We start from the raw sequence: 14,468 nt of genomic DNA on the forward strand, positions 1-14,468 counted from the left end.
GTTCCGGTCCTCTCTGCGGGTATCACGCCGATCACACACCTGGGAGCGCTACCAGCACAAACATCACCGGACCTACCAGCGGACGAGCATGCGCGGCATGATGCTGATGAGCGCCCCGGGCGGGCGGAACAGAACGGGGATAAGAGATGACGACACCACGCCGGCCGGCCACCCTGGACGACGTGGCCCGCACCGCCGGGGTGTCGCGCTCCACGGCGTCACGGGTCCTCGCCGGCACCGGCTTCGCGTCGCCGGCCGCCCGTGAGCGGGTACGCATCGCAGTCGACCTGCTCGGGTACGTGCCGAATCCGGCGGCCCGGGCCCTGGTGCACGGTACCGGCGTACGGCTGCTCGTCGCGGCGGCGGGCACCGGCCCGGCCGTACTCGACGACCCCTACGTCGACCAGGCTGTCGCCACGGTGGCCCGGGCCTGCGCGCCGTACGGTCTGGGCGTCGCGGTGCAGTGGGTGCCGTTGAGCGCACCGGAGCGGTTGACCCAGCTCACCGACGACCGGGCAGTGGCCGGCCTGGTCCTGCTCAACACGACCACGACGCTGCTGGACCTGGTACCGCGCCGGCTGCACGGCCAGGCCGTGTCGATCGGGATCGGTTCGGCCACGGTGCCGTCGGTGGACATCGACAACGGCGGCGGCACCACGTCGATCGTCCGTCACCTGTACTCGGCCGGACGTCGACGGATCGCCATGGTCACCGGCCCTCGCTGGTTGGCTTGCGCCGACCGCTCGGTGCGGGCGTACCGGAGGCTGCTACACGACGCCGGCCTGCCGATCCGGGAGGTGGTCGGCGACTTCAGCGCGACCAGGGGGTACACCGCCGCGCGGCAGGTGTTGCGACGCTGGCCGGACACCGACGCAATCGTCGGGATCAGCGACGCGACCGCGCTCGGGGTGATCGGGCGGCTGCGGGCAGACGGCATCCGGGTGCCCGACGATGTGGCGGTGACCGGGTTCGACGACATCCCGCTGGCCGCGTCGGTGGCACTCACCACTGCCAGCCACCCGGTGCGGCAGATCATCAGCGCAGCCGCGACCATGGTGCTGGAACGACGCCGGGCACCGGAGACGACCGTCTTCCCCTCGACGCTCGTCGTACGCGCCAGCGCCTGATCTTCCGTACGCGCCACAGCGCCTGACCCTTCCGGATATCGAACTTGTCGGTGCCGGAGTGCGAGCTACTCAAGGGCGCCAGCGTGGAGGTCGCCGGCACCGGCTACCAGCTGTTGGCGTACTCCGGCGGCGACGGCGCCGGGGCGGCCGTCGGCTGGGAACGCCGGTCACTGGCCAGGCTGTCCGGAACCCTGATCGATGGGGCCGTGATCGGCCGGCCGCTTCGATCTCGGAGCAGCACGCTGGTCGCATCTCGACTACCGCCGATCGGTGCCTTCCCGGGCGTCGACAGTGGATCGTCGGTGGGTAGCATTCGGTGATCTCGGTTCTACGATTCCTCCGATAGGAGCCCGGCATGGTCAGCCCGGATCCCGACCTCACCGCCAAGCTTGAGCCCGACGTGCCGCATGCCGCGCGGATCTGGAACTACTGGATGGGTGGTAAGGACAACTTCCACGCCGACCGGGCCGCCGGTGACGCCGTTGCCGAGGTCTATCCGGAGATCGTGCTGATGGCGCAGCAGTCACGCCGGTTCCTCATCCGGGTGGTACGTCACCTGGCCGCCGAGGCCGGCATCCGGCAGTTCCTCGACATCGGCACCGGCCTGCCGACCATGCAGAACACGCACGAGGTGGCCCAGCAGATCACGCCGGAGGCGCGGATCGTCTACGTGGACAACGACCCGATGGTGCTGGTCCACGCCCGCGCCCTGCTGTCCAGCACGACCTCCGAGGGGGTCACCACCTACGTGCCGGCGGACTACCACGACCCGGAGACGATCCTCACCGAAGCGGCCCGGACCCTCGATTTCGACGAGCCGATCGCGGTCATGTTCATGGGTGTGATGGGCTACGAGCCGGACCTGGACGTGGTCCGGTCCCTCGTGTCACGGGTGATCCACGCCACCGCCCCCGGCAGTCACCTGGTGTTCTGGGACGGCACCGACACCAGCCCGTCGGTGGTCGCCGGTGCCGACCGGCTCGCGCAGAGCGGCGGTGTGCCCTACGTCCTGCGCAGCCCGGAGCAGCTCGCCACCTGTTTCGAGGGGCTGACGATGGTGGAACCAGGGCTGGTGCCGATTCCGTTGTGGCGTCCGGACGAGGCGGACGCTCAGGCTATCGACGCGTACGGTGCGGTGGCCCGCAAGCCCTGACCGGCCATCACGGTGACCCGCTGGGCCGGCGGTGCTGACTGAGATCGCCGAGCCCACCGACCGGGGCCACCGCAGGCCCACGGCATGACCCTGCTCGTCGACCGCTGCCGCCCCCTTGCCCGGACGTCGCCGGGCCGCGGCGAGCTGCGCGTCGGCGGGCAGGCTCAGGCCAGCGACAGGAACAGCTTCTCCATCTGTTCGAGGTTGGCCTTCCGGTCCTCTCCGGTGGAGCTGACGCACTGTTCCAGACCACTCGCGATGATTTTGAACCCGGCCCGGTCCAGGGCACGGGAGACCGCCGCGAGCTGGGTCACCACCTCGGCGCAGTCCCGGCCGTCTTCGAGCATGCCGATGACGCCACGAATCTGCCCCTCGGCGCGGCGAAGTCTCTTGACCACGTCACCGACCGCGTCCTCGTCGACCTGCACTGTCCGGCCCCTTCCCGTGTCGTCGGACAACAGTACACCGGGGGGTATCTTCCGCCGGCTGGCGGCTTCTCGTGCAGCGCGGTGAACTTCTCCGCCGGCGCCCGCACCCCTGTCACGAGTGTCGTCACCGCCCTGATGGTGGCGCTGACCGCGATGTTTCTGACGCCGGCCGTCCACCACCTGCCCACGGACCCGCCGCTCGGACGGCCGATCTTCGCCCGCACCTTCCTGGTAACCCTGCCGTTCGGAGCCGAACCCGCTCTCCCCGCCGGTGTGGCGTTCGGCCCGGCCCCACCCGCACTGCTACCCGACCCGGCCTTCCGCGTCCGCTTCCGGCCGACGAGGAACCGGGCCCACGCCGACACGGCGGGTCGGTGCGATGCCCCGGGCCACCCCGGTCGCAGCCAGGCGGCGCGCCACGACGAGCCCGAGCCCGGTGAACACCATCTGACTGGCGACCATGAGCGCGAAGAAGATCCCCTGGGCGAACAGCGACATCGCGGAGATGTTGAACGCCGCGTACGCGGACAGGGCGTACAGCACAGTGAAGGCGATCGCGGTGAGCTGGAACAACCACGGCCGCCAGATGCGGTAACGGGTCACCAGGAACCCGAGTTCCATCGCGACACCGACCATCAGGCAGGTGACGATCGCGCTGGGCCCGGCCGGGGTGGGCGTGCTGATGACACCCGCCACGAACATCGTCAACACGGCCGACCCGGGCCGGCGCAGCACCGCCAGCGCCACCACCGGTCCGATCAGCCACAGCCCCACCATCGGGGCGTACGCCAACGGCACGGTCGCCGAGATGCTGAACGCCGCGAAGTTGGCCGGGATCAGCAGCACACCGGTTGCCGCGCCGATCGCGGCGCAGGCCATCAGGAAACGGGTGGTGAACATCAAGGGGTACCCCCGGTCAGGTGGTGAGCGAGCAGCGGAACCAACGGCGCGCCGGCCAGCAACGACGCCAGCAGTGCCCAGTCGCGCAGCCGGAACGGCAGGTGGCGACGTTCCGTCCGGCTCGGGTAGGCACCGAAACCGCGCGACTCCATCGACAGTGACACGCGGTCGGCGTGCCGGATTCCGCCGGCCAGCAGCGGAATGGCGTACCCGGTGTGACGCCGGACCACCGAGACCGGCCCTCGGCCGCCGGACAGCCCCCGAACCCGGTGGGCGCTGCGGATGGTGTCCAGTTCCTGTGCGAAGCGCGGCACGAAACGCAGCGCCGCCAGTCCGGCGTAACCGATCCGGTAGGGCACCCGCAGCTGCGCGATCATCGACCGGACCAGGTCGGCTCCGTGAGTGGTCAGTCCCGAGAGCAGGGCCAGCAGCACCACCGCGGCCACCCGCAGACCGGTGGCGAGGCCCGTCTCCAACGCCCCCGACCAGAAGGTCAGCGGGCCGAGCCGCAGCAGGGCGTGAGTGTGGTCGACCTGGGACGGATCCGTCCACATCCCGAATGACACGGCCATCAGCGCCACCAGGATGGTGACGCCGAGCAGCACGCCGCCCAACGTCCGTGCGGCCAGCCGACCCCCGCCCAGCAGCAGCGCCAGCGCGAAGGCCGCGAACAGTGCCGGGGTCAGCAGATCCCGGGAGGTAATCGCCACCACCATGGCCGCGATCGGCCCCAGCACCTTCACCAGCGGGTTGTAGGTCCGCAGATCCAGAACCGAGCCGTCCAGATCCGGCTCGGTCCCCAGCCCGACGGAGCGGTGAGGTACGCGGGCCGTCATGCCGCTCCCACCGTCGTACCCGAAGGCAGCTCCGCCAGCCGGGTGACCGCACGCCACGGCGTGTGGCGCACCAACGTGCCGGTGGCTCGGGCCACCGGAGGCGGACGCAGGCCCACCCGGGCCAGCAACGCGGCGTCGGTGAACAGCTCGGCCGGCGACGCGTCGGCGACCACCCGCCCGTCGACGACCGCCACGACGCGACTCGCGTACTCGGCTACCAGGGGCATGTCGTGGGTCACCAGGACCACTGTGGTGCCGGCCCGGTGCAGGTCACCGAGCAGGTTGAGCAGTTCCGCCGCCCGCTGCCGGTCCTGCCCGAAGGTGGGTTCGTCGAGCACCAGCACCTGCGGCCGGCAGATGATCGCGGTCGCGACCGACAGTCGTCGCTTCTGGCCACCGGAGAGCAGGAACGGATGCCGGTCGCGCAGCTCCAGCAGGCCGAAGCGGCCCAGGACGTCATCGACCCGGACCGCCACCTCGTCCTCGGCGACCTTCCGGATCCGCAGCCCATGTGCCAGTTCGTCGTCGACCCGACCGGTCACGAACTGGTGTTCCGGGTTCTGGAAGACGAATCCGACGAGCCCAGCCAAGGTCCGGCTGTCGATCCGGGCCGGATCGACACCAGCCACCCGTACCGTGCCGCGCGGAGGCCGGGTCACGCCCGCGATGGCCTGCGCCAGGGTGGTCTTGCCGGCACCGTTCGGACCCACCAGGGCCACAAGTTCACCGGCCGTCACGACGAGGTCGATGTCGTGCAGCACGGGAACCCGTCCACGCCTGACCGTCAGTCGGGACACCTCGACCGCAACCTGTGCCCCGCCGGCCGGCGAAAGCTGGTCGGTCGCAGCCGACGGCGCCGGCAACTCGGGACACCTGTCGAGTGCGGCACCCAACTCGGTCGGCGTCAACGGCAGCGGCTTAAGGTCGACGCCGGCACGCCGCAGCCGAAGCGCCGCCAGGGTCGCCTGCGGCAACCAGACACCGAGGCGCAGCAGGTGGTCGGCGTGGTCGGTGAGGATCTGCCGAACCGGTCCGTCCAGGGCCAGCCGACCCCGGTCGTCGAGCACCACCACCCGGTCGACAAGTTCGACGGCGGTATCCAGGTTGTGCTCGACCAGCAGGACGCCGCGTTCCCCGGTCGCCACGATCCGCCGCAGCAGGGCGTGTACCTCCTCGACGCCGACCGGGTCGAGGTTCGCGGTGGGTTCGTCCAGCACCAGCAGCGGTGCCCGCAGCGCCAGCGCGCAGGCGATGGCCAGCCGCTGCCGGCCGCCGCCGGACAGTCGACCCGGATCGTCGTCACGTCGCTGCCACAGGCCCACCGTCCGCAACGCGTCCTCGGCCCGTACGAGCACCTCACCGGCGGGCAGGCGGAGGTTCTCCGGCCCGAAGCAGACCTCGTCGAGCACCGTGGCCATCACCACCTGCGCGTCGGGGTCCTGGAAAACCATCGCGACGTCCCCGGCGAAGGTCGGCACCGGATGATCGGCGACCGGCCGGCCGGCAGCCCGCACAGTGCCCGTCACCTCGGCGGTCATCACGTTCGGAATCAGCCCGTTGCTGGTCAGGGTCAGGGTCGACTTACCGCATCCCGAAGGGCCCAGCAGCAGGACAGCCTCGCCCGGCCGGACCTCGAACGACACCTCGTCCGGACTGGGGTGCCCGTAGTGGACGACGTTCTCGTCGTCGTGCCGGGGCACCTCGTGCCGTACGGAGACACCCGCGAACGAGAGCAAAGGATGACGCACGGAGTTAGGATAGGCGACCCTAACCGATGTTTCCATGCGCCCGGCATTCGACGACTTCATGGCCGGTGCCGGCGACGTCGTGGCGGAACTCGGTATCACGCCGCCCCCACCTCCGGCGTCACTGCTGTGTCACGCCGGTCGGCGTGACACAGCAGCCCGGCTACGAGCCGAGAAGCCGGTGGACCTCGGTGTCGGTCAGAGCGCCCTGGAACACGGCGACGTCGTCGATGCCGCCGTTCCACGGTTCCGCGAGGTGTCCCTGCCGCAGCGCTCGGCCCACCAGCAGGGGGCCGGTCGAGGCCATCGGGGTGAACGTGATGTCGTCGGTGACCGCCTCAAGCTCACCGTTGACGTAGAGGCGGATCTGGTTGCGACCGGCGTCATACACCCCGGCAAGGTGAGTCCAGACGCCCGTCTCGGCCGCCGATGTCGACGTGACGCTGGCCGTGGGCGTGACGGCGACGTCCTCGTCGCTGACACCGAACTGCCACCTACCCACCGTCGGGTCGAACGTCAACCAGCCGCCGCTTGAGTGCTGCCCCCGCTGGGACACCGCTGCCCGCACACCGTCCGAGCCGTCGGGCATCACCCAGGCTGACATCGTGAAGGACTGATCGGTACGCAGGACCGGTTCGTCTTCCCACTGGGTGAACTCCAACCCGTCGCCGTCCGGCTCGGTGAAGCCCACCATCACCGCACTGCGTCCGTACTCCGTGGTGCTTTCGGTGTGACCGTCTTCGGGGAAGTACCTGTCATCCAGCCACAGACCCGAACCTGCTGCGGTGTGTCCGACACCGATGGACGCGCCCCGCGTCAAGGCCAGCGACCGGCCCCAGATCGTCGTATCGGGTGCCTGGCAGGTGTCCCTGAGGTCCGCCAGGTAGCAGGGAACCGCCATCTCGAAGTTCCAGCCGCCCACCCGCATCGGCGTCAACATCCCCGGCTCCTGGAACCCGCCCGACGTCGGGTCCTCAGCCCTGAGGCCGGTGAAATCGTGCGGTACGAGCACCCGACCGTACGCGTGAACATCGGCGACGTTGCCGTGGAACCAGTTGCCCGGTGCGCCGGAACTCCACCCCCGACCAATCGCGAACACACCGGTGGCACTCCACGACGTCCCACTCCGCTGGACCTCGGCGGTCAGCACGCCGTCGACATAAAGCCGGAGCATGCCCGCTGCAGTGTCGTACACGCCCGCGATATGCGTCCAGCGCCCCACATCTGCAGACGTCAGGGCAGAGCTGCTGTATGCCGCATGGGTGGCGCTCGATTGTGCGTCGCTGTCCTTCATCAGGAACGACCACCGAGGCGTCGACGGAGACCCGACCAACTGGGTGCCCAGGTGGAACCCAGCGGCGTCGACCCCTGCCTGAGATGCGATGACGGCGTCGTAGGTCGTCGGCAGCGAGGCGAGTCGGACCCATCCGGCGACACTGAAGGAGTTTGCCGTGTCGACGACACTTCCCGGCGCGGCCAACCCCGACGACTCCCCGTCCAGCTCTACGGATCTGCTACCAACCAGTCGAACATCGTCGACCCAGCTGACGTTCGACGTGCTCAGATCCGTTTGGCCCCCCAAGGCTGGTTGCTGGTCAGCGAGCGCGGCAGTCTCATCGATACCGGGAAGCTGCTCCAGACCCCACCTGGCGACGGGCGGCGACAGACTCGGCGCGGTGAACGTGACGGAGCCGATGTCGCCGAGATTACCGTTGGCGTCGACGGCACGAGCCCAGAACGTGTTCGACCCCAAGCTGGGGACGGTAGCGGTCACCGTAGCCGTCTTGGGGTCGGTGCCGCTGGCGGCGACCTCAGTCGAGGGCGGATTGGACCAGCCATAACGGAACTTGGTCACGTCCACGGCGGTGGTACTGACCGTGAAGGTCATCGTCTGGCCCGGGCCAACGACGGCGCCCGGCGTTATCGTTGGTACCGGCGGCACGGATAGGTCCGCACTGAACAGACACCACGATGACCATACGCTGGTGATCGAGTTGCGGGAGCCCCTCACCCTGAAGGCGTAGGTGGGGCCCTCCACGGTCGTCACCGCGGCACTCTCCGCCCGGCTGTTCGGGGTAATCCCCGTCCGCACCGGTGGCGGACTCAGGCGAGCCGGGAACCATCTGGTCACCGAGCTGATGCCCCCTGCCGGGACCTCGATCCACTCGTAGGTGACGGTTGACGCGGCACCGCTCCCGAAGCCAGGGATAGTCGCGGAGAACGTCGGAGCCGTGGTACCGATAGACGACACCTCGGATCCGCAGGCAACGCCCGCGACGTGAAGGGTGTGCGGCGCTGGCGACGCGGGGCGTGGCCGCCCATCCGGCGCTACTGCACCAACCTCGGCGACCGTCAGTGACCCGGTCCCGGCAGCCGCGTAACCCGGCGCTGAAGGGCCCGTCACCCCGGCAGCCATCACGGCCGCCACCATAGTGGACAGCGTACGTTGCACGCTCACGTTCAATACGCACCCCCGGTCGCTTCGACAGGCTTTGGCAGTGACTGTAGAGCTCGAACGCCGCACAGGTCGCCCCATTACCTGTGTCGGCCGCGTCATTCGTGCTGAACGCCGGCCGGCCCGCCCGGTGATGTCCCCGTATGGGCGGGCCGGCTTCTCACCAATGGTCAGCGACAGTTCACCGGTGGGTCACCGGCGCGGTGCCTCGTCGGCGGCGAAGGCGCTGACCCACGCCAACGCCGAGTTCCAGTTGATGGTGATCTCGTTCGTCGACCAGGCCTCCAAGTTGTCCACATAGCACAACTGCGGGGCGCAGCCGTGCAGCCAGGAAGCCGACAGCGGGTCCTGCAGGCTGGAGTTCGGCCCACCCGACACCGATCCGACCGGCGGATTCGGCAGCGTCGAGTCGAACGACCTCGCGTACCAGCGGCTGTGCTGGTTCTTCGCGTCGTTGCTGCCGTACCCGGTGACGTAGGACTGCCCCAGGGCATTGCGGCCCAACAGGTAGTCGAACGCCTCGAACACCGCGTCGGCGTACATCGTGTTGCCGGTCAGGTCGTACGCCGTGGCGATCACCACCTGGTTGTTGAGGATCGACGCGTTCGATCCCCAGTCGTACAGACCGCTGGTCGGGGTGTACGTCTGCCCGAACCGTTCGGCCTGCTGGAACGAGATCAGCCGGTTCGCTGCGGTAGTCACCCAACCACGGATCTGCGCCTGCTCGGACAGCCCGCTACCGAAGCGGGCCAGGTCCAGCTGGGCGAGGGCGGCGACCTGCCCCCAGTAGAAGCCGTTCTGGTTGAACGCCGCACCCGCAGCGTGGTACGGGTTGGCCCGCACCGCGTCGAGGTACGTCCCACCGCCGGTGGTCAGGTACAGCTGCGTCGCCGCCCAGTAGTACTCGTCGGTGACGTCGTCGTCGGCGTACGGGCCACCGCCGGAGCGATCCGCTCTGGGCGCGTAAAGCGTCGGGTTGGCCAGCGCTGCGGCGTACGCCCGCTGCGCCGCCGACCGCAACCGGGAGGCGAACGTCGCGTCGTACGACGCGAAGATCCGCGCCGCCTGGGCCGCGACCGCAGCCAGATTCAACGTCGCCGCCGTCGACGGCCGGTGCAACTCGCGCTGCTTCGTGTCCTGGTGCGGCAGCATCGGCGGCCCGGTCCACGACTCGTCGTGGACCTTGTGGTGCACCATCCCGGCCAGTGGCAGCCCGTCCGGTACCTGCATTTTCAGCATGAACTCGAGGTTCCAGCGGGCCTCGTCGAGGATGTCGGGCACCCCGTTGCCGCGCTCCGGGATCGCCAGGGTGGAGTCACCCAGTGGCCCAGACCGACCCACCGCCACGGCCCGTTCCCACGCCGAGAGCAGCTGGTAGGTGGCGATACCGCCGTTGACCACGTACTTGCCATGGTCACCCGCGTCGTACCAACCGCCGGTGACGTCCAGCGTGTAGTCACACGTCCAGTTGTCCATGAACTCCTGCGGGAACTGGCAAGGCACCGCGGTGTCGCCTCCGCCAGGCGAGGATGCCACGTGTCCGGCCGGACGGGCGTACTCCGCCCCGGCGATGCCGCCGTCGATCGCGATGCCGCTCCGATTCGGGTAGAAGAACCGCATCGAGTCCGTTCGCAGTGACGCGTACAGGTCCGTCCGGATGTCGAACGGATAGCTGGCCTGACCACCGACCACCAGCTCGAACCGGCCGGTCGCCGTCACCGAGCTGAAGTCGACCAGGTGGACCGAGGCGCCGGCCGAGCCGTCGAAGCCCGCCGGGACGGTCTGCCCGGTCGCCACGTCGCCGCCGCCGACCCGTCGCAGCGCCCAGGACTGCGAGTTCGCCGCGTCCGTCACCACCGTCGCCCGTTTCGGACCCTGCGGCAGGTAACCGTGTTGATTGACCTTCACCGCCGGACCTCGCTGCGCCTGGTACGCGTAGCTGGCACCGTTGAGCGTGACGTCGTCCATGCAGAACTCGTACGCCTGGTCCGACCCGCCGAGGCGGAACTGCACCTGCGACAGCACGTACTCCTGGCTGAAGCTGGTGTCGAAGGTGTACTCGTAGGTCCGCCACGCCCCACCGGTCGCGGTCGGATACTTGGCCAGATACGTCGTGTGGTTCGGGTTGTCGAACGGAGCGATCTGCACCACGAACGGAACCGTCTCGCTGGTCCGCACCCGGAACCGGAACGTGTACGAATTCCCTCGTGGCAGGTAGATGCTGTTGTGCCCGACAAGCACATCCCACGGCTTCGCCGAAGCCGGGGCGGTCACGCAGAACACCCCATCATCCACCTTCGGCGTCATCTGCGCGTTCACCCACCACGGCTTGAAGGAGCCGGTGAAGTTGCTGTTCTGAATCAGTCGGCCAGTCACCTGCGGACGCGGATCACCGCCGCTGTACGCCGGCAGCGTCCCCGGCGGAAGCTGCTCCGGGGAGGACGGTGTCCCCGGCTGGCCCGGCCCCTGCTCGCCGGACCCGTAGCGTGGCAGCCGCCAACCGTCGACGCCACCCTCGGCACTGTCGAGGAGCAGCAGGTCCGCAACCCGATCTCCATCGATGTCGCTGAAGATGGCACCGGAGTTGCCTGCCAGCGGCGCACCCACCCGGATGGTGCCCAGCGACCGCCAGCCGGTGGAACTGGTCCACGGGCTGCCGACGTTCTCCCACGCCTGGACCCCGCCGGTGTCGTAGTCGACCAGAAGCAGATCCGCGCGGCCGTCCCCGGTGACATCGGCGAAGTGGACCTTCCCGCCGCCCTGCCCCTGGCCCGGATATGCGAAGCCGTCGATCCGGCGCCAGTCAGCTGGCCCCGGCAGGCCCCACCCGGTGTTCTCCCAGGCGCTCACGGTGTCGTCCGCCGCGACCGTCAGGTAGTCACCGTCGCCGTCACCGTCGATGTCGAGGAAGAAGCGCCGGTCGGTGGCGGCGTAGCCGAGGTTGTTCGCGACCCGGCTGCCCGCCGCCCAGCGGATGTCGCTGATCGACGACTCACTGCGCCAGGCCTGGATCATCGGGACACCGGTCGATGACTGGCTGGCGTCGAGAACCGCGATAAGGTCCGCCCGGTCATCGCCGTCGAGGTCACCGAAGTGGACCTGGTCGGCGTTGAACTGGTCCAGTATGTCCTCGATCGGTCCGGCGTCACTGCGCTGCGCCCAGAGCCGCTGGCCGTCCTCACCGCAACCGACGTTCTGCGACAGTTCGGCACGCCCGGCCGGCGCGACCAGAATCCGGTCCGACAGGCCGTCGCCGTCGACGTCCGCGTACCGAAGTTTGGTCTTCGACACCTTCTCACCCGAGCTGTTGTCGTCATCGAACAGATCGAGCAGCCGCTTGAGGCTGTCCTGCATCCGGCCGAGTTCCTGCCACCCGAGCCCGGTGCCGTTGTCGGAGCTGGGGTCGTAGCCGGGGCACTGGCCGGTCGCGAACGATCCGATCCCGTGTCGGGCCGCGAGCTCCAACGCCTTGCGCAAGACGTCCGCAGCCTCGGCCGTGAACATGTCGGCTGCGTGGCTGACGAAACTCTTGAGCGAGTTCCACACCTTCAAGCTGGTATCCCTCAGGAACTTCCCCAGCACGGCGTACATGGGCCGGACGGTCGATTCGACCAGCTGAATGGCACCGTGCAGGGTCGCGCCGACGAACGCACCGCCGAGCGCGGTCCCGAGTACGTCCGACCACACATCGCTATTGATCTCCTTGCCGGCGAAGACAGCCGCCAACAGCTCCCGCACACCTCCTGCGATGAATCCCGCGAACGCACTGCACAACACCGCAGCTACCGGCGCCTCTGGCGCGAAAAAGGCGACGCAGGTGCCCTCCACGAGCGCCCAGACACCGAAGAAGATCAACGCCAGCGCGATCTTCTTCAGGACGCCGATCCAACTCCACGCGGCCTCCACCTCCGCCTGCGGGATCACTATCACCAGGTGGTTGGCCATCCGGTGGATCTCGCCGTCGAAGTCGATATCCTCGTCCTGCTCCGCGTAGTACCCGATCCCGAACTCGTCCGCCTTCGTGAGGAGGTACGTGCTCAGGCTGACTCCCGCTTCGCGTGCCTGGTTGGCGTCGTCGACCTGACGTTGCAGGATCTCGCGGAGCTCAGCCTCCTCGCGGGCGGGAGTGAACTCCAGGATCGCGACGATGTCGTCGTCGCGATCGGCGAACACGCCGAAACTGCCGACGTCCCGCGCGCAACCCATGCGTAGCGTGACCTCACCCGGTCCGGTCGGTCCAGCTTCGAGAGCCGTCTCACCGAACTCGCAGCCTGACGCGCTCTGCGCCGCGACAGGACGCGCATGGCCGGCGAGCACCAGCACGACCACCAGCGCGAACGCTACACAGAAAATCCATGATGGTCGACGTTTGGCTCGCAGTCGAACCAAAGCTTCCATACGTGCAACACCCAACTTCTCATCTCCGATGTGGCGAACGGGGACGGGTGACGGGGGTGTGACCGGAACAGACAGCGAACTTCCGCCGGCGGCGATGGTGGACGTGATCCTACGCATCCGTGATCAACTATGAAAGTGCCAGGCCCAACGTTCAGCTCCTGCCACCGCAATGGATCGACCGATGTCTGAGCACACCACGATCAGTCACCTACAGGCTCGGAACGTGCCCACACGGATCATCCGACCGCCCAACGAGGACCCACGGAACGCGATAGGGGACCTGCTCGCGCTGCCGCCATGACCGGCCAACCACACCCGCTCGCCGCCGCTGCGGACCGCGGCTCCGGGCCGCGAGGAAGGCGCAGGGGCGTAGACGGCGTACGCGCTTCGGTGCAGAACCAGGTACGCCAGACGTACACACGCCGATAGGTCTGCCGCTCCGGCTCCGATGGATGACGTATCGATGCGGCTGGGCCACCAAGCCAGGGCAAGAGCGCGTGCTGTCCATCGACGTCAGGCGGGACGGATTCGAGTGGGCGCTGGCGCGAGCCTGCCTGAGTCACTACGGCCGAGACCTGCACGGCGACTAGGCGACCTGGTCACGGCAACTGAAAGCCAGCCCAGTCCGAGTGCAATGGGATCCGGAACGATCGCTGCCGCTGAAGGTGCTGCCGTACCGGTCGCTGCAGGTTGGACTGTCCGGCGAGGCTGTCGACCGGTACGTCGACGACTGGCTCGTTGCCATCACCGACATCAGCCCCACCGTGCACCTGATCCGGGACCTTCTTCGTCGCGGCGACGAACAGGCGGCAGCACCTCATCTGCCTGTCGAACATGCTCACCCGCTGCCGGCTCAGATCGCCGCCGACCTCGACGCCAGCCCGGACTCCACCACCGACGAAGTGCCCAAGCAGCAGCACGGACAGTGAGGGCCGCTCGACAGGCCAGCGCGCAGGCCCGGCGGCACGAGTGGACGACTCGTCGACGACGAGGAAGGCTCCGTTACGTCGGCATGGTCGACACCACGCTGATCGTCGATTGACAATGAGCGGATGGAAGCAGATGCCGCCAAGTACCGTGAGCTGCAACCTGCGGTTTCGGCAGTGCCGAGCTGGACATATGACCGGTCAGGTCGAGCGGGGCCAGCAGCGGCCGGAACCGGGTCAGCTCGTTGGTCTTGCCGTCCACGTCGATCTGGCCGAGGACGGTGCCGGTGTGCTGGTCCAGCACGGCGAGCAGATGTACCTGGGCACCAGCCGGGCCGCTACCTCGTAACGTCTTCCCGTCCACGCTGTACACCCGCCGGCCGGGGCCCGCGGGCCGGGACGCGATGATCCACCGGCCGACGGTGTCGTCGAGGGCGTCGGCGTCGACGCCGGCCAGGATCCTGCGGAAGGTCGACTCGTCCGGCGCCCGATAGACCCCG

At 68.7% G+C, this 14,468-nt stretch carries 10 protein-coding genes and 1 pseudogene; 4 read left to right on the plus strand and 7 right to left on the minus strand.

Annotated features, from left to right (window positions below; translation table 11 throughout):
* Nucleotides 1–146 precede the first annotated feature (146 nt).
* From HCA58_RS15470 to HCA58_RS15480, 3 genes are read left to right on the plus strand one after another with little or no spacing between them, the layout of a single operon-like run.
* Nucleotides 147–1,127, plus strand: coding sequence for a LacI family DNA-binding transcriptional regulator (locus HCA58_RS15470; RefSeq protein ID WP_169598529.1), 981 nt, complete (start codon nt 147–149; stop codon nt 1,125–1,127).
* 50 nt (nt 1,128–1,177) lie between these two features.
* Entirely contained in the window at nt 1,178–1,447 is a 270-nt protein-coding gene (locus HCA58_RS23580) for a hypothetical protein (RefSeq protein ID WP_240956255.1), read from the plus strand.
* A 35-nt stretch (nt 1,448–1,482) separates the two neighbouring features.
* Nucleotides 1,483–2,280 (plus strand): SAM-dependent methyltransferase, encoded by a 798-nt coding sequence (locus HCA58_RS15480; protein ID WP_169598530.1) that lies wholly within the window; start codon nt 1,483–1,485, stop codon nt 2,278–2,280.
* Nucleotides 2,281–2,444: 164 nt separating this feature from the next.
* Here HCA58_RS15480 and HCA58_RS15485 read toward each other — a convergent pair whose 3' ends face one another.
* The 6 genes from HCA58_RS15485 to HCA58_RS15515 all read right to left on the minus strand — a co-directional run bounded on the left by HCA58_RS15485 (nt 2,445) and on the right by HCA58_RS15515 (nt 12,973).
* Nucleotides 2,445–2,708 carry a metal-sensitive transcriptional regulator gene (locus HCA58_RS15485; protein ID WP_169598531.1) on the minus strand — a complete coding sequence of 88 codons (264 nt, stop codon included), beginning with the start codon at nt 2,706–2,708 and terminating at the stop codon, nt 2,445–2,447.
* Nucleotides 2,709–3,011: 303 nt separating this feature from the next.
* On the minus strand, nt 3,012–3,608 hold the full coding sequence (locus HCA58_RS15495; RefSeq protein ID WP_240956258.1) for an ECF transporter S component: 597 nt from the start codon (nt 3,606–3,608) through the stop codon (nt 3,012–3,014).
* The gene (locus tag HCA58_RS15500) at nt 3,608–4,444 is read right to left on the minus strand and encodes an energy-coupling factor transporter transmembrane component T (RefSeq protein WP_169598533.1); all 837 of its coding nucleotides are present in this window, start codon (nt 4,442–4,444) and stop codon (nt 3,608–3,610) included. Before HCA58_RS15500 ends, HCA58_RS15495 begins: the two co-directional genes overlap by 1 nt.
* Nucleotides 4,441–6,192, minus strand: coding sequence for an ATP-binding cassette domain-containing protein (locus HCA58_RS15505; protein ID WP_346775998.1), 1,752 nt, complete (start codon nt 6,190–6,192; stop codon nt 4,441–4,443). The genes HCA58_RS15500 and HCA58_RS15505 overlap by 4 nt, the downstream gene beginning before the upstream one ends.
* Nucleotides 6,193–6,352: 160 nt before the next feature.
* Nucleotides 6,353–7,942: a LamG domain-containing protein gene (locus HCA58_RS15510; RefSeq protein WP_169598535.1), complete on the minus strand. Its 1,590-nt coding sequence runs from the start codon at nt 7,940–7,942 to the stop codon at nt 6,353–6,355.
* Nucleotides 7,943–8,836: 894 nt separating this feature from the next.
* Nucleotides 8,837–12,973, minus strand: a complete 4,137-nt coding sequence (locus HCA58_RS15515) for a glycoside hydrolase family 9 protein (RefSeq protein WP_169598536.1) — start codon at nt 12,971–12,973, stop codon at nt 8,837–8,839.
* 515 nt (nt 12,974–13,488) lie between these two features.
* Between HCA58_RS15515 and HCA58_RS15520 the strand changes: the two are divergent.
* Nucleotides 13,489–13,971 (plus strand): annotated as a pseudogene (locus HCA58_RS15520) (DUF4291 family protein); the annotation flags it as partial.
* A 73-nt stretch (nt 13,972–14,044) separates the two neighbouring features.
* Here HCA58_RS15520 and HCA58_RS15525 read toward each other — a convergent pair.
* On the minus strand, nt 14,045–14,468 hold a 424-nt coding region (locus HCA58_RS15525), incomplete at its 5' end, for a transposase (protein WP_346775999.1).

Source organism: Micromonospora sp. HNM0581 (assembly GCF_012726175.1).
Classification (GTDB): Bacteria; Actinomycetota; Actinomycetes; order Mycobacteriales; family Micromonosporaceae; genus Micromonospora.

What these genes read in the sequence shown, in the direction of transcription:
- HCA58_RS15470 (WP_169598529.1), top strand. Translation starts at nt 147, where the DNA reads ATGACGACACCACGCCGGCCGGCCACCCTGGACGACGTGGCCCGCACC.
- HCA58_RS15495 (WP_240956258.1), bottom strand. Translation starts at nt 3,608, where the DNA reads ATGTTCACCACCCGTTTCCTGATGGCCTGCGCCGCGATCGGCGCGGCA.
- HCA58_RS15500 (WP_169598533.1), bottom strand. Translation starts at nt 4,444, where the DNA reads ATGACGGCCCGCGTACCTCACCGCTCCGTCGGGCTGGGGACCGAGCCG.
- HCA58_RS15480 (WP_169598530.1), top strand. Translation starts at nt 1,483, where the DNA reads ATGGTCAGCCCGGATCCCGACCTCACCGCCAAGCTTGAGCCCGACGTG.